Origin of the sequence: Streptomyces sp. NPDC001787, from assembly GCF_040297465.1 — a bacterium.
Taxonomy (GTDB): domain Bacteria; phylum Actinomycetota; class Actinomycetes; order Streptomycetales; family Streptomycetaceae; genus Streptomyces.
Genome location: NZ_JBEOZE010000015.1, coordinates 112627 through 135740 on the forward strand (window position 1 = coordinate 112627; position 23114 = coordinate 135740).

General features: G+C 69.5%; 24 protein-coding genes. 21 read left to right on the plus strand and 3 right to left on the minus strand.

Annotated features, from left to right (window positions below):
* The first annotated feature begins 129 nt into the window (after nucleotides 1–129).
* The 7 genes from ABT170_RS21460 (at nucleotide 130) to ABT170_RS21490 (ending at nucleotide 7420) form a co-directional block, all read left to right on the plus strand.
* Nucleotides 130–534, plus strand: coding sequence for a helix-turn-helix domain-containing protein (locus ABT170_RS21460; RefSeq protein WP_351869672.1), 405 nt, complete (start codon nucleotides 130–132; stop codon nucleotides 532–534).
* A gap of 106 nt (nucleotides 535–640) precedes the next feature.
* Entirely contained in the window at nucleotides 641–2149 is a 1509-nt protein-coding gene (locus ABT170_RS21465) for a hypothetical protein (RefSeq protein WP_351869675.1), read from the plus strand.
* A 79-nt stretch (nucleotides 2150–2228) separates the two neighbouring features.
* Nucleotides 2229–3557, plus strand: a complete 1329-nt coding sequence (locus tag ABT170_RS21470) for a helicase-related protein (protein ID WP_351869678.1) — start codon at nucleotides 2229–2231, stop codon at nucleotides 3555–3557.
* 118 nt (nucleotides 3558–3675) lie between these two features.
* On the plus strand, nucleotides 3676–4995 hold the full coding sequence (locus ABT170_RS21475; RefSeq protein ID WP_351869681.1) for a DUF3440 domain-containing protein: 1320 nt from the start codon (nucleotides 3676–3678) through the stop codon (nucleotides 4993–4995).
* Complete coding sequence (locus ABT170_RS21480) at nucleotides 4992–6119, plus strand: IbrB-like domain-containing protein (protein WP_351869684.1); 1128 nt, start codon at nucleotides 4992–4994, stop codon at nucleotides 6117–6119. The genes ABT170_RS21475 and ABT170_RS21480 overlap by 4 nt, the downstream gene beginning before the upstream one ends.
* A gap of 182 nt (nucleotides 6120–6301) precedes the next feature.
* A complete protein-coding gene (locus ABT170_RS21485; RefSeq protein WP_351869687.1) occupies nucleotides 6302–6619 on the plus strand; it encodes a hypothetical protein in 318 nt (105 codons plus the stop codon).
* A 585-nt stretch (nucleotides 6620–7204) separates the two neighbouring features.
* Entirely contained in the window at nucleotides 7205–7420 is a 216-nt protein-coding gene (locus ABT170_RS21490; RefSeq protein ID WP_351869690.1) for a hypothetical protein, read from the plus strand.
* A gap of 65 nt (nucleotides 7421–7485) precedes the next feature.
* On the opposite strand, the gene ABT170_RS21495 is transcribed toward ABT170_RS21490, so the two are convergent.
* Nucleotides 7486–9234, minus strand: coding sequence for a hypothetical protein (locus tag ABT170_RS21495; RefSeq protein ID WP_351869693.1), 1749 nt, complete (start codon nucleotides 9232–9234; stop codon nucleotides 7486–7488).
* Nucleotides 9235–9417: 183 nt separating this feature from the next.
* Here ABT170_RS21495 and ABT170_RS21500 point away from each other — a divergent pair, with 183 nt between their 5' ends.
* The gene (locus tag ABT170_RS21500; protein ID WP_329941958.1) at nucleotides 9418–9804 is read left to right on the plus strand and encodes an HIT family protein; all 387 of its coding nucleotides are present in this window, start codon (nucleotides 9418–9420) and stop codon (nucleotides 9802–9804) included.
* A gap of 275 nt (nucleotides 9805–10079) precedes the next feature.
* On the opposite strand, the gene ABT170_RS21505 is transcribed toward ABT170_RS21500, so the two are convergent.
* Together ABT170_RS21505 and ABT170_RS21510 are read right to left on the minus strand one after the other, a co-directional pair.
* Complete coding sequence (locus tag ABT170_RS21505; RefSeq protein WP_329941957.1) at nucleotides 10080–10292, minus strand: DUF397 domain-containing protein; 213 nt, start codon at nucleotides 10290–10292, stop codon at nucleotides 10080–10082.
* Entirely contained in the window at nucleotides 10289–11161 is an 873-nt protein-coding gene (locus tag ABT170_RS21510; RefSeq protein WP_351869697.1) for a helix-turn-helix domain-containing protein, read from the minus strand. Before ABT170_RS21510 ends, ABT170_RS21505 begins: the two co-directional genes overlap by 4 nt.
* A 577-nt stretch (nucleotides 11162–11738) precedes the next feature.
* Here ABT170_RS21510 and ABT170_RS21515 point away from each other — a divergent pair.
* The 13 genes from ABT170_RS21515 to ABT170_RS21575 all read left to right on the plus strand — a co-directional run bounded on the left by ABT170_RS21515 (nucleotide 11739) and on the right by ABT170_RS21575 (nucleotide 23114).
* Nucleotides 11739–12233, plus strand: coding sequence for an ATP-binding protein (locus ABT170_RS21515; RefSeq protein ID WP_351869700.1), 495 nt, complete (start codon nucleotides 11739–11741; stop codon nucleotides 12231–12233).
* Between the two features lie 70 nt (nucleotides 12234–12303).
* A complete protein-coding gene (locus ABT170_RS21520) occupies nucleotides 12304–12663 on the plus strand; it encodes a hypothetical protein (RefSeq protein ID WP_351869703.1) in 360 nt (119 codons plus the stop codon).
* A 231-nt stretch (nucleotides 12664–12894) separates the two neighbouring features.
* Nucleotides 12895–13749 (plus strand): isocitrate lyase/phosphoenolpyruvate mutase family protein, encoded by an 855-nt coding sequence (locus ABT170_RS21525; RefSeq protein ID WP_351869705.1) that lies wholly within the window; start codon nucleotides 12895–12897, stop codon nucleotides 13747–13749.
* A gap of 89 nt (nucleotides 13750–13838) precedes the next feature.
* Nucleotides 13839–14795 (plus strand): NAD(P)-dependent oxidoreductase, encoded by a 957-nt coding sequence (locus ABT170_RS21530; protein ID WP_351869708.1) that lies wholly within the window; start codon nucleotides 13839–13841, stop codon nucleotides 14793–14795.
* Nucleotides 14796–14819: 24 nt separating this feature from the next.
* Nucleotides 14820–15926 carry an N-acetyl-gamma-glutamyl-phosphate reductase gene (argC, locus tag ABT170_RS21535; RefSeq protein WP_351869711.1) on the plus strand — a complete coding sequence of 369 codons (1107 nt, stop codon included), beginning with the start codon at nucleotides 14820–14822 and terminating at the stop codon, nucleotides 15924–15926.
* Between the two features lie 15 nt (nucleotides 15927–15941).
* Nucleotides 15942–17123, plus strand: a complete 1182-nt coding sequence (gene pgk, locus ABT170_RS21540) for a phosphoglycerate kinase (RefSeq protein WP_351869713.1) — start codon at nucleotides 15942–15944, stop codon at nucleotides 17121–17123.
* Entirely contained in the window at nucleotides 17120–18235 is a 1116-nt protein-coding gene (locus tag ABT170_RS21545; RefSeq protein ID WP_351869716.1) for an iron-containing alcohol dehydrogenase, read from the plus strand. The genes pgk and ABT170_RS21545 overlap by 4 nt, the downstream gene beginning before the upstream one ends.
* A gap of 46 nt (nucleotides 18236–18281) precedes the next feature.
* On the plus strand, nucleotides 18282–18650 hold the full coding sequence (locus ABT170_RS21550; protein WP_351869718.1) for a signal peptidase I: 369 nt from the start codon (nucleotides 18282–18284) through the stop codon (nucleotides 18648–18650).
* Nucleotides 18651–19028: 378 nt separating this feature from the next.
* Complete coding sequence (locus ABT170_RS21555; protein ID WP_351869721.1) at nucleotides 19029–20162, plus strand: 3-dehydroquinate synthase; 1134 nt, start codon at nucleotides 19029–19031, stop codon at nucleotides 20160–20162.
* Nucleotides 20159–21088 carry a hypothetical protein gene (locus ABT170_RS21560; RefSeq protein ID WP_351869724.1) on the plus strand — a complete coding sequence of 310 codons (930 nt, stop codon included), beginning with the start codon at nucleotides 20159–20161 and terminating at the stop codon, nucleotides 21086–21088. Before ABT170_RS21555 ends, ABT170_RS21560 begins: the two co-directional genes overlap by 4 nt.
* The gene (locus tag ABT170_RS21565; RefSeq protein ID WP_351869727.1) at nucleotides 21085–21606 is read left to right on the plus strand and encodes a flavoprotein; all 522 of its coding nucleotides are present in this window, start codon (nucleotides 21085–21087) and stop codon (nucleotides 21604–21606) included. Before ABT170_RS21560 ends, ABT170_RS21565 begins: the two co-directional genes overlap by 4 nt.
* An 82-nt stretch (nucleotides 21607–21688) precedes the next feature.
* Nucleotides 21689–22270, plus strand: coding sequence for a hypothetical protein (locus tag ABT170_RS21570; protein WP_351869730.1), 582 nt, complete (start codon nucleotides 21689–21691; stop codon nucleotides 22268–22270).
* Between the two features lie 265 nt (nucleotides 22271–22535).
* Nucleotides 22536–23114 (plus strand): hypothetical protein, encoded by a 579-nt coding sequence (locus tag ABT170_RS21575; protein ID WP_351869733.1) that lies wholly within the window; start codon nucleotides 22536–22538, stop codon nucleotides 23112–23114.

Below are 23114 nucleotides of genomic sequence, written 5' to 3' on the forward strand. Positions count from 1 at the left end.
GTGCGACGCATGCGTCCCCTGTTCGTTCCCGGGCGCACGGGGTGGACGGGACCGCCGGTACGGGGTAGATGGCTGTGCGCGGGGCGGCGGTACCATCGCCCCGACCGCCACCGAACGGAGTCAGGGCCCATGACCCCGCGCGAGACGCTCCCCGAGCTCATCCACCGCCTCATCGAGGAGAAGGGCCGCCCCTGGGTGGAGCGCGAACTCAGCTACTCGCCGCAGACGGTCGACGCCCACTTGGCCGCCTACGCACGAGGACGGCCCACAGGACCCGGCCCCGTCGCGCCCTCGCGGGTGGCCGCCCAGCCCGTGCACCAGGCACAGATCGCCCGCTACCTCGGGGTGCACCGGGAAACCCTGAACCGCGCCCTGCGCAACGACCCCGCGGCCCCGGAACCGGCTCCCGGCACCGACGGCCGCCGCTGGCGCTACGCCGAGATCTACGCATGGTGGCCCCAGCGCCGCTCACGCGGCCAGTACCCCCGCACCACCGGACCAAAGTCCGCGCCCCCCGGCGAGGCCCAGGAATGAGCCGCCCTGTCCTCCCGACGGGGCCAGGCCCGCACCGGGCCTGCGCCCCCGGCATGCCGGGGACGACCGCGTCCACACCCCGGACACGGCCGGTGCCGGGGGGCGGATGATGGGCCAGTACGGCATCACCCACGCCTGCGGGCACCACGAAACCGTCCAGCTCTACGGCAAGTCCTCCCAACGTGATGACCGCGCACGGTGGTTGGAGAATTCCGACTGCGGCAGCTGCTGGAAATCACGGCAGGACCGGCAGCGGGCCGAGGACGCCGAACGGGACGCCGCGGCGAACCGCTCCGCGGGCCTTCCCGCGCTGCAGGGATCGCCCCGGCAGATCACCTGGGCGGAGACGATCCGAGCGTCGATGCTCGACGGACTCACCCTCGCCCGCGAACGCCTCATCCAGGCCGCCCGGGCCGCCGGCGGCGAGGAGCAGCGGTCCCGCCTGGAGCAGCACCTGCAGCACACGGACAGCGCGCACGCGGCCATCGCCGCGGTCACCAGCGCGAAGTGGCTCATCGACCACCGCGACCTGCGGACCCGCCACCTCACCCAGAAGGCGGCGCAGGGCACGCTTGGCCCCCGCACTCCGCAACAGCAGGTCCTCGGCTTCGACCCCTACGGACTGAACACCCTTACCTTCCCCGCCGGTGACATCGCCGCGGACACCCAGGACGAGCGGTGCGTCCGCGTGCGGCTGAGGCACTCACGGTGGGAGGGCTGCACGGCGCTCCTGCCGAGGTCGATGGTGCAGCAGGAGCAGGAGCAGGAGCAGGAGCAGGGGCCGCTGACGGTCCGGATCGGTGGCGCCTGGGCCATCAGGATCGATGACGGCGCCCGCATCGGCTCGGTGCCCGCCGAGCAGTTCCACCAGGACCGCACGCACCGCCTGTCCCACCCGGCGGAGCGGCACTACTGGGGCCCGCCGCCCTACGAGGACGGCACCTCGGGCGAGTTCGACGTCCCGGAAGCGGACGTCAGCGAGACGACGAACGACCACGGCAAGCCCGTGGCCGTGGTGCGCCTGGTGTGCTCCCGGTGGGAGGGCCTGCGCTTCGAACACCCGCCGACCCTCCTGCGCCGGCACCGGCCCGGCCATGTCACCGTCCGCTTCGGCCCCCACTGGCACTTCAGGGTGCTCGGCGGCCGCCGGGTGATGAGAGTGCCGGCGCAGCAGATGCACGAGGACCGGACCAACCCCCTCCCGCAGCCGGGCCCGTCGCAGGCCGTCGAGCCGAAGACCTGGTACCAGGTCGCCTTCCACCCCTCCCGCGTCCGCCGCGGCACGTCCACCTGGTGGCTCCCCCTCCCGCCGGGCACCCCGTGGCCGCACGCGGTCATCCACCACCGCGAGCCGCTGGTCTCGGTCAAGGACGACGGCCCGGACCACATCACCTGGCGCTTCCCCGAGAACTGGACCTTCCGCGCCCGCACACCGGACGGGGACACCACCACGGTGGGCGCCGAGGAGTTCATGGCGGCCACCTCCCCCTGGGCCGACACCGCCCCTGCCCCGGGCACCTACACCCGCCAGCCCCCGGCGCTCACTCCTCTCGACGAGGTCGCCGTTCACGCCGAACTGCTGGAGGACGACCCCCGCCTCGCGCCCGAACCGTGACGACCCCGCCCCGCGGGCCCGCCGCCCCGGCCCCGGACTGCGCAGACCGCCCCGGCCGGGCACCCGAGGAGACACCCTGATGCCGCACGACCCGACCAGCAGCCCGCCCCGCCCGTCAACCGCGCAGCCGGCACCGCCCGCAGGCCCTGTACCGCCCGGGCAGCAGGCCCTCACCGGCCCCCAGGGCGAGGCGCTGGAGCGCTTCGCCCGCCTCAAAGTCGGCGCCGCGTTCCTGGAGCAGGGCATGGGCAAGAGCCGCGTCGCGGTCGAGCTGGCCAACAGCCGCGCCCACCGGCTGGACTCGGTGCTGTGGGTGGCCCCGTACTCCGTGCTGGCCACCGTGGAGGAAGAAGTGGCCAAATGGGGCTGCCGCGTACCGGTGCGGTTCCTCGGCTACCAGACCCTCTCCCAGTCCGACCGCACCTACCTCGACGTCCTGGCCTGGGCCCGCCGGCGGCGGCTGATGATCGTCGCCGACGAATCCACCTTCATCAAGAACGCCCACTCCAAGCGCCACCGGCGACTGACCGAGATCCGCAGCAGCGCCGACTACGCGCTGGTCCTGACCGGCACCCCCCTCACCCGGGACCTGTGGGACCTGAAACGCCAGCTGGACTGGCTCTCCCCGAAGATCCTCGCCACCGACGACCGCGCCTTCCGCTACCGGTACTTCACCATGCACCAGCGCATCCAGCGCGACGGCGGCGAACGGGTGTGGTTCGAGACGTACACCCCCAACGTCGCCCACCTGAAATCCCTCATGGAGCCCTACATCTACGAAGCGCGCCTCGACGTCGGCGTACCGGAGAACGCCCGGGAACACGAACACGACGTCGGCGCACCGACACGCACCGCCTACGAGAGCGAACGCGACGACTTCCTCGACGCGTGGGCCGCCTGGGGCCAGGACCACGCCCTGTTCCGGATGCTCGGCAACCTGAAACGCATCGCGGCCACCGACCCCGACAAGTGCCGATCCGTCGCCGAGCAGGTCGCCGGCCGCCACACCATCGTCTTCTGCCAGTACCGGCACGAGCAGCAGCAGATCGCCCACCACCTCGACGACCACCTCCTCGTCAACGGCTCCACCCCCGCCGCCGAGCGGGAACAGATCTACGCCCGCTTCCGCACCGAGGGCATACCCCTGCTGCTGACCTACGGCACCGGCAGCTACGGACTGAACCTCCAGCACGTCAACAGCTGCCACTTCGCCTCGATGCCCTTCAACTACGAACTCATCCAGCAGGCCCGCAGCCGCATCCGCCGCATGGGCCAGACCCGCCCCCTGACGTACACCACGCACGTCTCCGACCTCGGCATCGACGTGCTCGTGGCGCAGAACCTGCGCAGGAAGGACTGGCTCGCCCGGCTGGTCCGGCACGAGATCGACCCGACCGGCACTCTGTGACAGACCGGCCCGATACGCTTGACGAGAGCGCCGCACCCACCACCACCGACGCAGAGCGGCGGCCGGGACGCGCTTCACACCGCCGGGCAGCCGACACACCAGGAAGTGAGACCGCACCGTGAACGTGTGGGAGGCCACCCAGGCGCGCCTTCAGGTCGTCTTCAGGGACTTCGACAACGTGATCCTGGCCTTCTCCGGAGGCAAGGACTCCGGAGTCATGTACAACGCGGCGATCGCCTACATGCGCGAGCACAACATCACCAAGAAGATCACCGTGCTCCACCTGGACTACGAGGGGCAGTACGCGGCGACCACCGACTACGTCACCGAGGTCATGACGTCCAACCTCGACATCGTCGACCCGGTGTGGATCTGCCTCCCCTTCGCCGCGGCGTGCGAGGTCTCGATGTACCAGGACCACTGGAAACCCTGGGACCCCGACAAGCGCGACCTGTGGGTCCGCGACCTGCCCGACGTCCCCGGCGTCATCCACACGGGCAACGTCCCCGAAGGCTTCCCCGCGTACGACGGCGTCTGGGACTACACCGTGCAGCAGCAGATCGCCGGCTGGCTGCACCGCCGCTCCGGCGCCGAGCGCACCGCCGTACTCGTCGGGATCCGCACCCAGGAGAGCCACCACCGCTACGCCGCCCTGCACCGCAAGGACCGCGCCGAGGCCTCCATGCTGGACGGGCGGAACTGGACCAGCAAGAAGGGCGACGGCGTCTTCAACGTGTACCCGATCTTCGACTGGGTGACGGAAGACATCTGGACGGCGAACGCCACCTTCGGCTGGTCCTACAACAAGCTGTACGACCTGTTCCATCTCGCCGGCGTCCCCATCAACGACATGCGGGTCGCCTCCCCCTTCCGCGGCGAGGGACAGGAGTCGCTCAAGCTCTACCGGGTCATCGAGCCGGAGACCTGGGCGAAACTCGTCGGGCGGGTGAACGGCGCGAACTTCACCGCCATCTACGGCGGGACCAGCGCCATGGGCGCCAAGGACATCAAGCTGCCCGCCGGCCACACCTGGAAGACCTACGCGAACTTCCTGCTCTCCACCATCGAGGACGACGAGATCAGAGCGGGCTACCTGCGAAAGTTCCGGACGTCGGCCAGGTACTGGACGGTCAAGGGCGGCGCCCTGCCCAAGGACGCCGCCGACGAACTGCGGGCCAGCGCCCCCGAAGGAACGGAATTCCTGGGCGAGCCCGCGGACAACCGCAAACGCCGCGTACCGTACGAGGTCGTCCGCTTCCGCCGCTACCCGGACGACATCTCCGGCGTCTCCGACTTCTCCCTCATCCCCACCTACAAGCGCCTCGTCATCACCATCCTGCGCTTCGACCACTCCTGCAAATACATGGGATTCGGGCAGACCAAGTACGAAATGACCAAGCGCAGCGCTGCCGTCGAGAAGTACCGGGAGATCCTGTGACCCCTCAGGCATTCGTCAGTCCGATCTACCGCGTCCGCGCCGTCCCGCTGGAGAAGGTCCGCACGAACTTCTACAACCCCAACTCAGTGGCCCCACCCGAGCGCGAACTGCTGGAGCGGTCGATGTGGGAGGACGGCATCACCCAGCCCTCCGTGGTCGTCCACGACTCCGAGGCGGACGTCTACCACCTGGTGGACGGTGAGCACCGCTACCTGACCGTCCGCGACACCCCCCGCCTCCGCGACCGCGAGAACGGGATGCTTCCCGTCGTCGTGCTGGAGGGCAAGACGCTGGCCGACCGGATGGCCTCCACGATCCGCCACAACCGGGCACGCGGCACCCACGACCCCGAGCTGATGGCCCAGATCGTCGGCGAACTCGTCGACTCCGGCATGCGCGACGCCTGGATCCGCAAACACCTCGGCATGAGCCAGGACGAGGTGCGCCAGCTCAGTGCGATCGTCGGGATCCAGAAGATCAAGCACCTCGCTCCCAACCGGCCGGCCGGCACCGACGGCGACGACCTTGCCCAGCCTCCCACCGCGGCCGTGCAGGAGGAGCTGTTCACCCCGGGCGACGACGGACGCAGCCCCGTCTACCGTGTCCAGGCCATCCCCCTCGACCGTGTCCGCGCGAACGCCTACAACCCGAACGTCGTCAAGCCCCGGGAGATGCGGCTGCTGGAGACATCGATCTGGGCGGACGGCATCACCCAGAACACCGTCGTCTACCTCGACGAGGAGACGGGCTTCTTCGAGATCGTGGACGGCTACCACCGCTACCTGACCGTCCGCGACACCCCCCGCATCCGAGCCCGCGAAGGCGGCATGCTCCCGGCCGTCGTCCTGCCCCAGGCCGACCTTGCCCACCGCATGGCCTCCACCATCCGCCACAACCGGGCCCGCGGCGCCCACGACAAACGGCGGATGTCGAGCATCGTGCAGAGCGCCGCGGCCGGCTACACCACCGCCACCGGCGAGAAGATCCAAGGCCAGAGCGACGCCTGGATGCTGAAGAACTTCGGCATGGGGGCAGAAGAGCTCCTCCTCATGAAGGACCCGAAACCGCTGGCCGACATGTACCGGGGCCGCCCGTTCTCGGAGGCGCCCAGCCCCACGCGCTGAACAACGAACTTCCACACCACCGGGGCCCGGAACGCTGAGGTGACCAAGGCGGCTGGTCGAGGAGGCCCGCTGGAGCCGTCCGCCCGTCGGCTCGGTGCCCTGCGCCCGCGATCCGGGACACAGATCCAGATGTCCGACCTGTGTGGTACTTCTTTGTCCTCAAGCGGAAGGAAAGACAAGGCGTGAGCGACAAGGAACCGCCGGAGATCACGTGGGACGAGGTCGCGTACAGCTGGCGGATCGACGAACTGGTCGAGGGCCGCCTGCCTCCGGCCACACGCGACGACGTGCTGACGCTAGCCACCATCGGCGCGCTACGGCTTGTACCGCTGCTGAACGACGGTGCGCGCCAGATGGCCTTGGATGCCATGCTGACCGCTGCCGAGAACCGCACAGAGCCAGCCTCGGACCAGGAACCACGTGATCCCGTTCGCATCGAGCAGACGCGACTGGCGATGCTGCGGACCTTCGAACAGGCGCGCCAGCGCGGCAACGAGTGACAGGCCGCCGGCTCCGAGACGCCCGTGTACACCAAGAGCTGCCCGTCGAAAGGCGACGCAAGGCACTCGGATGAACAGCAACCGCACGCCGCCGGAACCGGGTGAACGACCAAGCTCGGCAGACGAGGGCGCGCGGTGCTGGCGGAGAGGCATGCCGCAGCGGTTTCCGACGACCGTTTCCGAGCGATGAGCGGTCCGGGAGGTACATCGCCGACACCGCAGCGGAGGAGTTCGTGCTTGCCGCGGCCTATGCGGGCTCTCCCCGCTCCGCAGGGTGGGATGTGCAATATCGGCCCGCCACCCGACCGAACCCGCTCGTGGCCCCACCCACCGCTCGTCGTGGTGAGGACAGCGCACGGACGGTAGAAGCGCCGCGGGCCCGGCCCCTGAGCCGGGCCGCAGCAGATCCGCCCGGGAAGCAGCTGCTGCACAGGCCCCGTATTCGTCCTTTCCGGTACAGCGCTCACCGACGAGTGGAACGATAACTGGGACCGCGCGGCCGTCGAGCGCGGCAGTAGAGGGCTACCCAGCCACGGCCCGGAAGCTGCCGGACCGGGCCGCCCCGAGCCGTACGAAGGACTATCCGTGCGAGAGAACGACGATGCACTGCCAACCCCAGCTCCGGGGGACACCGCACGACTGGATCAGATGGCAGCCTGCTGGCGTGACGCCGAGCCGGCGGCCAAGGAGGCAGTCGGCGACGCTGCTGCCGCCCTGCAGGTGTCGCTGTCACCGGACAGCGTTGCGGACCTGTTCAACGCGCTGGAGCGTGCCGGACTGTACGACCCCAGCAAGGATTGACCCCCGCCGGGTGGCCGGAGCCATCGGCGGGTTGACGTCGTCCCCGTCCCGGCGGCAGCAGAACATCATCGGCGTTCCGCCCTCGGGCAGGTTGCTTCCCACAGGCCCAGCGCCACGCGGTCGTGCTTGTCGGTCAGTGTCTTGAGCTGGTCCGCGAAGCGGACCCAGTCCGCGGGCGGCTGGGGGTCGACGACGGCTGTCCCGTTCCAGACCGGGCCCGAGACGTGGAGTTCCCGCATCTTGCGGACCAGGTCGCGCTCCTCGTCGTCCATGGCTCGCATCCGTGACCACGGGCGCCTCCACTCGCCTCCGACAGGGGTGACGAGGTCGTGCTGCAGGAGGTGTCCCATGCGTGACTGCCAGAAGTCACGCTTCCGGTAGATGTCCTGCGCGTGGTCGAATCGGTCCATGTCGGCTGCCGAGATGACGCCGTTGACGGTGACGGCTTCGAGGATCTGCTGGTGGAACTCGGTCAGGCGCGGGAGCCTCCGTTTTCTCGCCGGCACCGTGAACGGCTCGAGCCCTGCCTCTTCGCGCAGGATCGCGTGCATCCCTGTCAGGCAGGCGGACTGGTGGAGCTCTCTCCACTCGTGCTCACGCTCGCGCCGGTCGGCCAGCCCCAGCAGGCCCGGACAGATCTGGCACAGCACCAGATCTGCGTCGGCTACTTCGCTCTTGCTCCACTGCTCCCACCACTGCTTCTCTGAGGCGGGCAGCCGCCCGCAGAGCACGCACCCGGTGCCGTGGGACGCACCGCCCTTCTTCAGTTCCTTCAGCGCCTTGTAGCTCGCGTGGGGCAAGACCTCCTGGAAATCGTTGGCGCGGCCGGACACCCCGCCCAATCCCCGGCAGTCCTCGCACAAGGCGATCGGCGACGAACTGCGCGGCTCGCCGGGCCGCGCGATCCGGGTGGCCGGCAGCTCGCGTCGGCACCAGGAGCACAGGCCGACGGTGTCGGGCTCACGCTTGCGGTACTGCGGCGTGGTGCGGCTGACGGTCAGGTCGCGGTCCTCCCGGAACAAGACCGTCCCCTCTTCGGCGTACGGGGGGAGCATGAACAGCCGCACGGTGGTGCCCTTGCCGGCCAGGGCGAGCTTGGTGCGCCAGTGGCCGTATCCGACCATGTCGCGGACCTGGCCGGTCATTCCCGCGTCCCTGGCGGCGTCCTCCATCCGGGCCTCGGCCTTGGCCTGTTCGGTCTGGTCCGACAGACGCGGAGAAAGGTGGACGGCGAGGTCGACGTGCAGGAGCTGCTCGCGGCCGGGGTCGGAGTAGGGGCCGGCGGCCCGGATCTCCTTGACCCACCACAGCGTGTCAGGGTCGGCGTTGATGTCGCGTGCCGCAGTGACGACCTTGGCGGCCAGGTCATCGGCCCTGGCGCGGCTGACCATCTTGCGGCCGGTGCCGCGGCCGAACTGCACACCGTCCGCGGTGATCTTCCAGCGTCCGCCGTCCCGGTCGGCGACGGCGCCGGAACCGGGCGCGATCAGCAGCCGTTGGTCGGCCATCGCGCCCAGGTAGGCCAGAGCCTGGGGATCGTCCATCGCGAGGTGCTCGCGGACATCGCGCAGGGTCAGGCCCCAGGTCCCGGCGCGCTTGAGGAGGTCCCTGGTCTGCCGGGTCGGATGGCCGAGGAACGGTGCGTCGAGGTTGAGGGCCACCTCGCCACCTCCCGTGCCGATGCCGCCGAGCGGAACCAGCGCGGGGCGGTCGGGGTGTGCCGAGGCGCGCAGCAGCTCCTCCTGGTTCTTCCACACCTGGTAGAGGGCGCCACGGCGGGCACCGTCAACCCGTTCGAGGTCGGGGTTCTGCACGCCGGCGGCGAGTGCCTTCGCCTGGTCGTCGGGATCGACGGGGGCGGTCTCGCAGGCTGCCCTGCGGGCATGCGTGGAGGTCCGTTGGGGCAGGTGCTGTTCCTGCCCGGCCCCGGAAGGTGGGCACTTCTGCCCGGTATGCTCACATCGAGATCGCCATCACGGCACGAGAGGTTACCGATTGTGACCAGCGCTGTCCCGGGTCCCGTATCGGACTTCTACTGCAACCAGGCGCTCAGTGGGCGGGCAGTCGTCAAAAAGGTCGCTGAGACGGAACGGGCGCTGGCCTTCCACCACACCAATCCTTCCTATCCCGTGCATATCGTGGTGATCCCCAAGGAGCATGTCCCCTCGCTCACCGATCTCGGCGACGCTGATGAGGGTCTGCTGCTAGCGGTGCTCGGTCTGGTCCGTGACGTTGCGGGCGCTGTGGAGAGAGAACACGGGTCGTGCAAGGTCACGACCAACCTCGGGCTGTACCAGGAGTCCAAGCACCTCCATTGGCATGTGGTCTACCGGGGCGAAAGCCAGGAGAAGATCCTGGACACCTACGGGCACGGTGATCGCTGACCCTTTCAGCCGTGCCGCCCGCGGTCGGTCCGAGGTTGCAACGGTGAGGTTCTCGCAGGCCTTCCAGAGAGGCCCGGCCGTCGAGTCGTATGTCGTCCGGCAGGCACCCGCAGCGGCGGGGCGTTCCCGGGCGTACGGTGCCGCCTGTCGACCTGGTTGCCGGATGCCGTCGGTGTCCTGAGCGACTTGACGGCGCCTGAGGGCACGGGTCTGGCCCGTCTCTCCCAGGTCGGGTGGGGGAGACGGGGCCTTCTGGCTCGGTTGCGCGGGTTGGCTCAGTACTTGAGCGAGGCGGTGAACGCAGTCCACGTGTCGCTGTTGAAGGCGAGGGTGCCGGCTTCAGGGGCTTTGGTGTCGCGGACGGGGACGATCCCAGGCAGGTTGACGGCGGCTCCGACGCAGTTTCCTTCCCCTGCGCTGTACGAGGACGTGAACCAGGCGGCGCCGGTGAAGTCACGGGCGGGTGAGGTGCAGGTGTGCTCGGTCATGAACTGCTTCTCTCCTTCTTCTTGAGTAGTGCCAGGGAGTCGTCCACTGACAGGGCCGAGCCGACGATGAGGTTGAACGCGTCATCGAAGAGCGTTACGTCCTCGCCGCCTTCGGCGTAGCTGGAGCCTTTGAGGTTCTCGATCTGCACCACGTCGGGCATGGGGTGCGGGAACCCGAACAGGCTGAATGCCCCGGCGCCGCCGGGGTGCGGGGTGGAGTCGAGGGGCATGATCTGGATGGTCACGTTGGGCAGCGTCGCCCTGGAGATCAGGCGGGTGATCTGATCATTCATGATCTCAGGCTGCACGGCGAAGCGTTGGTGCAGGACGGACTCGCAGATGACGGCGCGGAGTTTGAGGGGCGATCGTTCCGGCCGGGTGGTGAGAACGGACTGGCGCGTCACACGTACCTCGGCCAGCGCCGCGACTTCTTCCGTGGTGCGGGTCAGCGCGTGCGAGGAGATGGCCTCGCGGGCGTATCCGTCTGTCTGGAGCAGGCCGGGGATCAGGAGCGGCGACCATTCGCGAACACTGTCGGCGTCGCGTTCCAGGGAGATGAGGTCGGCGTAGGACGGGGCTACGACCCCGCTGTAGGTCTGCCACCAGCCGGTCTTTCCTGCGTCGCGGGCCAGGGCTTCCATGGCTGCTAGGGCGGCGGGGTCGGTGACTCCCATGACGTCGAGGAGCCGGGCGACGTCCTTCGGGTTGAGCTGGCCCCTCGCATTCTCGATGCGCGACAGCTTGCCGGGGTCCCAGCACATGGCCTTCGCTACAGCGTCGCCGCTCATCCCGGCCTTTTTTCTGAAACTGCGTACCAAGCCGCCGAGTTGGCGTCGGCGGACCGTAGGAACGAGCGGAAGTGTCGCCATACTGCCGTTTCTCCTCACTGAACGCGTAGTGGGGGCTCAGCTCTTCATGCGGGTGCTGGGCACTCTCATTCGGGTGCTCAGCTCTCTCATTCGGGTGCTGGGCACTCTCATTCGGGTGCTGGTGGACGTGTCACGGGTGCAGTGTGGCGGCAAGCGGGGGTGCAAGTCGATAGGTTGCAGGTTTTTTACTTGGGGAAACGCACCCCAATCTTGCACCCGCATACCCCAAGGGTGCATTCTCAAGGTGAGCAGACACGACCAAGCGTCAACTTGCTTATTCACGTGGGCAATTGGTCGGCGCTTGGCGACTGTCGGGCCTTGAGCAGGCCTGATGCGCGACTTCGGCTCCGTCCCGTCATGGGCTGGAGCCGGCGCGCCCCCTACTCGGCAGAGGAACGGCGATGAACACGCCCTACCCGAGCACCACCCCGAATCACCAGCACGGCCGCCCCGCCGGTCCCGGCGCGAAGTTCACCGGTGGGCAGGGCCCTTCCCGCCGCTGCGCTGAGGTGGCCTGTGGCCTGTCCCTTGTCCCGTACAGCACCCTCAGCTCCAGCCGCCCGAGGGGAGCCATTCGGTGACCACCACCGGCAACGCCCCCGCGCTGTCCAAGGGGCGGGGCCCTGCGGGCATCACCAGCTCGGTCGAGGCGGCATCATCCACCGATCAACGGGTCCCGCTCAGCTACCGCGCCAGCTACATCGCCCACGTCACAGCGGCAAGCCGGGCCCGCCGGGACATCGCCCATGCTGTGAAGAGCTGGGGGATGGCCCACCTCGCTGACACCGCGCGGCTCTGCGCGTCCGAGCTGGTCACCAACGCCGTCGTTCACACGGACTCGCGCCTCGTCTGCATGACCGTCACCCGCACCAGCGACATCACCGTCCGCATCACCGTCATGGACACCGACCGTGGCGAACTGACCGTGCCGGCCGTCCCGAGCGTCCACGAGGAGCACGGCCGCGGCCTCGCCCTTGTCGACGCACAGGCCGTCCGGTGGGGCATCGACCGCCTCATCACCGGCAAGCGGATCTGGTGCGAGCTCAACACCACGACGGTGAGGGAGCAGTGACGGCTCTTTGCCGTGAGCCCGCCACGCCCACCGCCCCTGAGTCCTCGAAATCCACGCCGGAGGTGACCCCGTGAACTGTGTCGAGGGGGGCGAGTTACACAGCCCGGCCCACCCCACCGTCAGATCCCCGCGCCAAGGTCGGCACACCCGGCCCGAAGTCAGCCAGAGCGCGGTCGGCGCGGTGATGATCACGGTGAACGCCATCGGTCTCGCCCTCACCGGCTGGATCGCCGCCGACGAGATCATGACAGCGCATGCCGCTCCCGCACCGGTCGCGACGTTCGGCCGGCCGCCCGCCGAAGAGCAGCCGCACGGGCCCTGCGCGCCCGCTGCAGCCGATGCCACGGCAGCCCCCAGCGATACCCGCCCCGCACGCGACTCCCGCGGGCAGGCATGCCGCCGCGGCACCCGTCCCAGCGCCTCCGCGTGACCCCGTCGGTCCGTCCGGATGCCCCCGCCGGCCCGCTCGGTCACCGGCCTGCCGTTCCCCGGTCCGGCACCCCGGAAAGCACTACCGCCAGGCCGTGAACAGCGGAGGCATCCCTCTTGGCAGGGTGCGGGCAGCAGGGCCTTCCGGCGCCGCTGCCCGTACTTCGCACCCCCGGTCCCGTGCACGCAGCGTGCACCAGCCGAATGTCAGCAACCGCAGAGGAGTTCCCGCATGCGTACACCCGTATCCTCCTTCCGCTCCCTGGTACAGCCGGGCCGTCTGGTCCGGGTCGCCGGCGCCCATACCGCGCTCGGCGGACGCCTCGCCCAAGAGGCCGGGTTCGACGCCGTCTGGTCGTCGAGCCTGGAAGTGTCGGCATCCCGGGTGCTTCCGGACGCGAGCGTCCTCACCATGACCGAGTACCTGGAGGCCGCCGCGAACATGCAGAAGGCGCTGGGAGTGCCGGTCGTCGCGGACTGCGACAGCGGCTACGGCAACAACGCGAACGCCCAGCACATGGTTCACGAGTATGAGGCAGCCGGGATCACTGCCATCAGCGTCGAGGACAAGAAGTTCCCGAAGATGAACTCGTTCGCCGACTGGGGCGACAGCCTCGTCTCCACGGAAGAGTTCTGCCGCAAGCTCACCACCGCGAAGGACTCCCAGACCAGCAGCGACTTCTTCGTCATCGCCCGGACCGAGGCGCTGATCAACGGGCTGCCCGTGACCGAGGCACTGTCCCGGGCCCACGCCTACGCCGGCGCCGGGGCGGACGCGATCCTCATCCACTCCAAGGAGAGCACGAACCACCAGGTCCTCGCGTTTCTGGAGAAATGGGAGGGCAGGCTGCCCGTCGTGGTCGTCCCCACGACCTACCCGGACTGGCAGGCGGATCACATGGCCGCCGCCGGTGTGTCCGTGGTCATCTACGCCAACCACGGACTGCGCGCCACCATCACCAGCCTGCGCCACACGTACTCGTCGATCCTCACCAACGGCGACACCACGAAGCTGGAGGAAGAACTCGCGCCCGTCCGCGATGTCTTCGCCCTGCAGGAACTCCCTGCCTGGCAGGCCCTCGACTGACGGTCGCGTCTGTGGTGCGGAGCCCCGCCGGCCCCGCACCCGCCCGCTCGTTCCCCTATCCCCTCATTCCCGCCAGCCAGGAGAGCACCGTGCCCCAGCCCGACCCCTACCGGGTCCTGCTCGTCGATCCGATCGCCCCGACGGCCCTGGAAGCTCTCCGTGCCCGCTACGACGTCACGGTGAGGCTGTGTCCGGCACCAGCCGATCTGCCGGGCCTCCTGCACGGCCAGGACGCGATCGTGCTGCGCAGCGGCATCACGCTGCCCGGCCCCGTCATCGCCTCGGCCAACCAGCTGCGCGTCATCGCACGGGCCGGGAACGGCATCGACAACATCGATCTCCCGGCCGCCCGGCAGGCCGGCATCCAAGTGTTCAATGTCCCCTCCGTGTCGTCCCGGGCTGTCGCCGAACTGGCGATCGGCCTCCTGTTCGCAGCGGCACGCCACGTGGCGGCCGCCGACCGGCAGGTGCGGGCCGGGGTGTGGAACAAGGCCGCCCTGGCGGGCACCGAACTGACCGGGAAGAGCATCGGGATCATCGGCGTCGGGGACATCGGCGGCCACGTCGCCTCTCTGGCCACCGGCATCGGCATGAACGTGCTCGGCTCGGTCGCCTCCCCAACCCTGGAACGCCGAGAGGAATGGGCGGCCCGGGGCGTACAGCTGGCCACCACCGCCGATCTTCTCGTCTCCGCCGACATGGTGGTCGTGGCATGCCCGCTCACCGACCGGACCCGCAGTCTCCTCGACGCCCGGGCCCTGGCCACGATGAAACCGCACGCCTACCTCGTCAACGTCGCCCGCGCCGAGATCGTCGACGGCCACGCCCTGTACGCCGCTCTCGACGAACGGCGCATCGCCGGGGCGGCTCTGGACGTCCACACCGCCGAGACGGGCACACCCGTTCTGGCCGGCCTCGACAACGTCGTGCTCACCCCCCACATCGGTGCGATGACCGACGACGCGCAGGACCGCATCGGCAGGGCCCTCGTCGAGGACCTGGAACGTGCCCTGGCCGGTCGTGACGCGACCACCCGTATCTGCTGAACTCAGCCACCCGGGAGACCTGTGATGAACACCAGCGACCTGACCGTCGGCGTCGTGGGAGCCACCGGCTACGCCGGAGGAGAACTGTGCCGGCTCCTCCTCAACCACCCGCGCGTCCAACGCATCGTGCCGACCGCCCGGGGCGACGAGAACTTCGAGCACGTACACCCCAACCTCCTGGGCAGCGGCCTGGCGTTCAGCACGCTGGAGGCCCTGAAGGACCAGGCCGCTGATGTCGACGTCGTCTTCTTCTGCACCCCGTCCGGGACCGCCATGCAGCACGCCGGGGGGTTCCTGGACCAGGACTGCCGCGTCATCGACGTCAGCGCCGACTTCCGGTTCCCCGACCCGGACACCTACCGGCGTGTCTACGGTGGCGAACACACCGCCGCCGGCCTTCTCGGCGAGGCCGTGTACGGAGTCACCGAGCTGCACCGCGACCGGATCGCGGGCAGCAGGCTCGTCGCCAACCCCGGCTGCTACGTCATCACCGCCATCCTCGCCCTGACCCCCATCCTGCGATCCGGCTGGGCGGACCTCGACCAGCCGGTCCACATCACCGCGGTCAACGGCACCACCGGTGCGGGCAACAAGCCGGTACGCGCCCTCATGCACGCCGAGGCGCTCAACTCCATGCTTCCCTACAGCCTGGACGGACACCGGCACGCACCCGAACTGGAGACCCACCTCACTCCCGAAGCCGGCCGCCCCGTGAGCATCTCCCTGTCCACCGCTCACGGGAACTACGCCCGCGGCATCTACCTGCAGTCGAGCCTTCAGGTGCACCCGGAGCACCGCGACCGCATGTCCAGGGAACGGCTCATCGGCCTTCTGACCCGCTTCTACCAGGGCGGACCGCAAGGAGCCCCGGAACCCTTCGTCCGGATCATCGCCGCCCCCAGGTCCGGCGGCCTCAACGTGAAGGACTACGGCCTCTACCCCCAGCTCACTGCCGTGACCGGATCGAACTTCTGCCACATCGGCGCGGACTGGGACGAACGGCGCGGAATCATCAAACTCGTGTCAACGACCGACAACCTGGTCAAGGGCGCGGCCGGATCGGCGATCCAGAACATGAACGTGATGCTCGGCCTCGACGAGACGTACGCGCTGACCGCGTACGGGCTGTAGAAAGGGCGATCCGCGATGAACACCCTGCCGCTGCTGACCGACAGGCCCCTCGCCACCGGCGAACGGTGGATCTTCTCCGCCGGGTTCAACGTCGCCGACACCCTGGGCGACACCTCCCGCATCGACAGCGAACTCCCCGACATCGCCCACCTCGCCGAGGGCGGCGCCCGCGTCGCGGTCCTGTCCCACCAGGGCCGCCACAGCGACAGCACCGCCCGCCACCTCGACGACATCGCCCGCTACATCGCCGACCGGCTGCACCGCCCCGTGCACTACCACCCCGACAACACCACCGCCGCCGCGGCCGACCGCTCCCGGGGACTCGCACCGGGGGAGGTGTGCGTCTTCGGGAACACCCGCCACCACCCTGGAGAGGAGAACGGAGACCCGCACCTCGCCGCCCGGTTCGCAGCCCTCGGCGACTACGTGGCCGTCGGAGGATTCTCCAAGGCACACCGTCGGCATGCCTCCAACATCGGCATACTCGCCCACCGGCCCGGATGGGCCGCCGGGAGCCTTCTCACCCAGACCCGCCTCCTCACCCCCTGGGCCGGCAGCCTCCCCGGCGTACCGTCAGCCGCTTTCCTCGGGGGGACCAAGCCCGAAAAAACCCTTGTGGGGCTGGCCGCGTTCACCCGCACCTACGACCTCGTCGTCCCCGGCGGAGCCGTGCTCCACCACCTCCTGCGCGCCCGGGGATACAGCATCGGCGCGTCCGAGCTCGGCACCGCCGCCGAAGACTGCACCGCCGCCGCAGCCCACGCCGCCTGCTCCACGACGGCCCGCATCCACCTGCCCCGCCACGTCGTCATCGCCCGCCGCGACGGACACCACTACACCGGCCGGCAGGTGACAGCCGTCACCGACGGAGTACCGGACGGGTACGCCATCACCGACTTCCTGCCCGAACCATGGCTCACGGCGGAGCTGCGCCGGCTGCGGAGCGGGGCTCGCGTCATTGTCGCCGGAACCCCCAGCCTGCACACCGCGGGATACTCCACCGCCACCGATCTCGCTCTCGGCCTCGCTGGGGCCCCGGCCGTCGACGGCATCCTCCTCGGCGGCGACACCGTCGCCGAACTCCACTTCCACGGACCGACCTCCACCGGAGGAGGATCCGCTCTCCACTACCTCCACCACGCAGACCTCCCCGTCCTGCAGGCCCTGCGCGACCACACCACCCGGAGAACCGCGTGATCCCGTTCGGCTTCCACACACCCACCCGCATCGTGTTCGGCCGCGGCCTCCTGGACGAACTGGGACGGCACACCCTCCCCTGGGGACGCACCGCCCTCCTGGTGTGCGGACACACCTCCGCCCGCACCAACGGCGTCCTTCGCCGGGCCCTGAACAGTCTGGCCGCCGCCGGTGTGAACACCCACATCGCCGACGGCGTCACCCCGCAGTCCACCGACGTCGACGCCACTGTCGGCCAGGCCCGCGCCACCGGCGCGACCGTCATCGTCGGCATCGGCGGAGGCAGCGCCCTCGACACGGCGAAAGCCACCGCGGCCGCCATCGCCCACGGCCCGTCAGGACCCCTCGTCGGCACCACCCTGGCCCCGCACCCCGACTGCCTGCCCGTCATCGCTGTCCCCACCACAGCGGGCAGCGGAGCCGAAGTCACCAAAGGCGCCATCATCACCGACACCGTGCGAGGCATCAAAGCAGGCATCCGCGGCGACGACCTCTGTCCGAGGACCGCCCTCATCGACCCGGCACTGACCGACACCCAGCCCACCCGCATCGCCGTCGCCTCAGGGTTCGACGCCCTCGCCCACGCCATCGAAGCGACCGCCGCCCGCCGCGCGGGACCTCTCACCGACACGATCGCCGACCAAGCCCTCCGCCTCCTGCCGGACACCCTCCAGCGCATCGCCGCCGGCGACACAGGCCACGAAGCACGCGACCGGATGGCCTATGGGGCCGTCCTGGGAGGACTCCTCGTCGCCACCGCCAGCACCTGCCTGCCCCACCGCATGCAGCAGGCCATGGGCACACCCGACCGCCCCGGCCCCTCCCACGGCCAGGGCCTCGCCCTCCTCTACCCCGCATGGCTCGAAAGCCTGGAACAGGCCGCACCCCAGGCCGCTGCCCGCATCGGCACCGCACTCGGCACCGACAACGCCCGGGAAACGATCACCCGACTCCTCACCACCACCGGCCTGCGCAGCACCCTGAGCGCCGCCGGCTACCGGCCCGACGACATCCACGGATTCACCGCCCGCATCACCGGCAACACCGACAACGACCCCCACCCGAACCCCGACATCCCCCTCATCACCACCATCTACGAACGGGCCCTGTAACCGCATGCACCCTGACCACCACCACCGCGCTGCCATCGTCCCGACCGTGAACAGCGGTGTGTACGCGGGCAACGCGGGCAACGACGCGCACGACGACCCGTGGATCCTCGGCCACTTCAAAACCCCGGGCGACCTCCGGCACAGCCACGACGTCGAGGTCAAATGGGGCATCCACCCCCGCGGCGACGAGCGCACCGCCTGGGTCACCGGTGAGGAACGCACCGGATTCCTCATCCTCATCAGCGGCCGCTTCCGCATGCACTTCCCCACCCACAGTGTCCTGCTCGCACAGCAGGGCGACTACGTGACGTGGGGGCGCGGCATCGACCACTCCTGGACCGCCGAGGCCGACTCCGTGGTCATGACCGTACGGTGGCCCTCCATCCCCGGCTACAAAGCCCCCAAGTCCCCCTGAACCAGGCGCCTGCCCAGTCCCGGCGGCCGAAACAGGACAACATCGACACCACCCAGGCCGCCTGCCCGTGCCTGCACCGCCCCGCATCCCGGACCTTGCCCCCGGCCAGATCTCCATTGCCGCCGAAGGCCCTCGTAGAACCGGCGCCGACCGGTGCCCCTACAGCCCCAGGCCCTGGCCCCCACCCGACAGCCCGGCAAGGCCGCCGCGTGCACCAGAGCCTGGTCCTCTGCCCCCACGAGAAGAAAGGAGCTGCGCCATGGACAACAACGAGTCCGTCATCACCAGCGGCCGTCCCTGCTGACCGCTGACCTGACCGACCACGGTGCCGGCGTCCGTGCTGGACGCCGGCACCACCCACCAGTAGGGAAACGAGACATGACCACTGCGCATCGCGCACCGGAACTGGCCGCTGAAGGCATCGACACCGAACCCGTTCCCGACGGCTTCGAGGCCACGGCCGTACGCCGGGACACCACGCACATCACGATCCGCGCCCAGGGGTTCGCGGACGAGGTGTCCCGGCAAGCCGAGCACGGCGGGTTCATCCTCGTGGACCGCAACGTCCACGACCGGTGGCATCACGCGTTCGACCTGCCGGCCGACTCCTACCTGATCGTGGAACCCGGCGAGCACCACAAGATGCTGCACCAGGCCGCCGGTCTGATGGACCGGCTGCACGAGCGCGGTATCCACCGCTGCCAGCCCCTCGTCGGTGTCGGCGGCGGCACGACGACCGACCTCGTCGGCCTGATCGCCAGTCTGTACTTCCGCGGAGTGCCCGCCGTGTACGTGCCGACGACACTTCTCGGGATGATCGACGCGGCGATCGGCGGCAAGACAGGCGTCAACCACCCGCAGCAGAAGAACCTGATCGGCACCTTCTCCCACCCCGCGGCCGTCGCCGTACGCCTGGACGCCCTGCACACGGTGCCCGAACACCACACGTCCAGCGCGCTCGGCGAGGCGCTGAAACTGGCGGTCGCCGACAACGAGAGCGACCTCTTCCACCTGCTCGGCCAGGGCGTCCGTCTCCTGGACGACCCCGCGCTCCTGGAACACGTCGTCGCCACCTGTATCGCCACGAAACTCCGGCTGCTCGGGGCGAACGCCTTCGAGAGGGACCTCGCCCGGGTCCTCAACCTGGGGCACACCGTCGCCCACCCGCTGGAAGAGATCACCGACTACCGGATCCCGCACGGCACCGCCGTCGGCATCGGAGTCGCCGTCGCCGCCCACATCTCCCACCAGCGCAACCTCCTCACCGAGCACGACCTGCACCAGATTCTGGCGACGCTCCGCAAGCTCTCCCTCCCGGTCATGGACCTCCACTTCGACCGCGACGAGCTCATCAGCCGCGTCCAACGGCTGAAGCTCCAGCGCGGCGGCACGTCCCTGCACTACGTCCTGCCCACAGCCATCGGCGCCACCACGATCGTCGACGAGGTGCACCCGGCCGAACTCCACCAGGCCATCACCCACCTCGCGGCCTACCAGCAGGCCACCTCATGACGGCACAGCCGGGCCTCGACGGCCTCCCCTACGGTGCGCACCTGGCCGCCCTGGACGTCGTGGAAGGCATAGCCCTGTGCGGTTCCCACCGCCAGGGCACCGCCGACACGATGTCCGACCTCGACCTGTGGATATTCGTCCGCGATACCACTCCGCTCAGCGAGACGTACGTCCTGGACCGCATGCTGCCGGCCGACGCCCGTCAGGAGCAGCTGTTCGAGGGCCGCGACGACACCCTCGCCTCCCACCTGGTGCTGAACCTGCTTACCACCGAAGGCATCCTGAACCTGAAGGTGTTGCACACGCGAGTCCTTGAGCGGTTCGTCCAGGAGGCGCGGCCCAACCTGGATCCGCAGTTCCTCGAAGACCTTGAGAACTACGCGGCGATGGTGCCCCTACACGACCCCCACGGCATCCTCACCACCCACCAGGACCACCTGAGGGACACCCACGTCACCACAGCCGGAGAATGGCTCACTCCTCTCCTTCTCCAGCGCTACGCCTCCTTGTACTGGCGCAGCGTCTACCAGGGTCTGCTCCGGATCGAGCCGCACGCCTGGCGGCACCTCATGGGGCTCCTGCTGGCCTTGCTCGCCTCCCAGGACGCGGTCAACGGCGGAGGCCTGCCTCCGCCCGCCAAATGGCTGATGTCGCCCCGGATCCGAACGGCGAACAAGAGCGCGCTGACGTTCCTTCAGGACCAGGTCGCGGATGCCTCCCCGGCCGATCACCGCGATGTCCTCGCCGTCTACGAGTCACTCGCACGGGTGGAATCGGCCATCTGGGGCCCGGTCCACCTTCCTCACGGCCTGTGGTGGCACCGCGCGTTCAGCGAGCGGCTGCCCAACCTGGCCCGCGGCTCGGACAACCCCCGACTCGAAGAGCTCCTCGGGGCGCTGCCCGCCGCTCTCCAGGAGACGCAGTGAGCCGCCGACTGCTGCTCGGCGTCACAGGCTCCAGCGCCGCCGACGAGGTACCCGCGCTCGTGGCAGAGGCCTCCGACCTCGGCTGGACGGTCCGGATCGTGGCCACCGACACGGCCCTGCGCTTCATGCCCACCGTGCCGGTCCCGGTCTTCACCAATGCCGACTGGCAGGACAGACAGCAGCCGCTCCACCTGCAACTCCTCGACGAGAGCGACGAATTCCTCATCGCCCCGGCCACCGCCAACACCCTCGCCGCCACCGCGCACGGCACGGCCGGAACGCTCCTCACCGCCCTCGTGCTCTCCCGGCGGCCGGCGCACTTCTGGCCGACGATGAACACCCGCATGTGGAACAGCCCCGCCGTGCAGCGCAACGTCCACCAGCTCATCCAGGACGGGCACCACGTCCTGGCCCCCGATCCCACGGTCGCGCTCACATCCGACGCCCCCAACACCGCCGTCGGACCGATCCCCGGCACCGCCCTTCCCCAGCTCACCCGCTGCTGTCACCGTTCGTAGCCGTCAACCCCGCACCACGCAGGTCACGGCACGGTCTGCCCGGTCTCTACGCTGTCGCCTCCCACCACCCCAGGGAGGCGACATGCTGCTGTCCGCCCCACCCGTACCGGTACTCCTCATCGGAGGCGGCGCCGGATCGGGGAAGACCACCGTGGCCACCGAGGTGGCCACGACCCGGCCCGGGACCCGGGTCGTCCACCTCGACCACTGCTTCCACACCGACCCCGACCGGGCGCCCCTCGTCCCAGCGATCAACAGGCCCGGTCTCGTCATCAACTACAGCGACCCCGACTCCATCAACTGGGGTTGCGTCCAGGACTCCATGGACGCGGCGGTGTGCCCCGACACCCGGATCCTCGTGGTCGAGGGAACCTTCGCACTGTTGCCCGCCCTGACATCCGTGGCTCGCTGGAGCATCTACGTCAATACCCCCGCCGACCTGCGCCTCGCGAGGAAGACTCTGCGGAAGATCAGCGACGGGGCGGACCCGGAGATCGGCCTGCGCGGATACCTGGCGCACGGCCGGGACGCACACACCCGGCACGTCGCTCCGATACAGGACGCCGCCGACCTGGTCCTGGACGGCACCCGGGCCACCGGCCACCTGGTCCAACAAGTGCATACGCTGCTGAACACGGCATGGACAGCGCCAGCGAACGTGTAACCCGCTGGGCTGACAGCGGGAGTTGGGGCGTCACCTCCCACGTGCGGAGCTCCCGAGCGTCTACGCGGGTGACGACGAGAGACAGAGACCCTGCGAACACCGAGCGTCCAGGCCGGACACTGAGCGGAATCGTAACGATGCCGTGCACGGTCGTTGCGAGGTGCGGACAGTGGCAGACAGGGCGCAGCACCCGCCGGCCCGACCTCGTCCTGGAGTGAACCGGCCACGTGCGGCGGGCGCTCCGCAACCCATATGATTGCCCAGCGTGACGACTCGTATCCGTACCGTGCCGAATGTGGCCGCCGTGATCGCCACGGTGTTCCTCGCGCTGCCCCCGCCCGCCGCGTCCGCACACCAGCACCGGGCAACGGCCCCGGCGCCCTGTGTCGGTGGCGAACGCGAGCGCCCAGGGGTATCCGCCGTCGATGACGGCGAGATCCGCTGGACGGAGAACACCCGCTACGACGGCCCGCGCAAGCATGCCCTCAAGGCATGGCAGTTCTCCGGTGCCACGATCGAACTCCGCCCCGACTCCGCCGCCACCGTCAACGACCTCGAATTCCGCGACTACGACGGCGGCCGCGGAGACCGCGCGCCAGTGGCCCAGTACGTACGCGACTCAGGAACCGCGGCTACCGACCACATCAAGTTCAACAGGGACAAGATGGACGGCCGCAGTCTTGAGTTCCAGAACTCCGCCGCCGCGCATGAACTCGGCCATGCCCTCGGCCTGTGCCACAAGCCCGACCGCGCGCTGTCGCTGATGTGGACCGACATCGCCTCACCCCCCATCATCACCCCCCAGGCCGTCGACAAGGCCAACTACCGCAGGCTATGGAGCTGA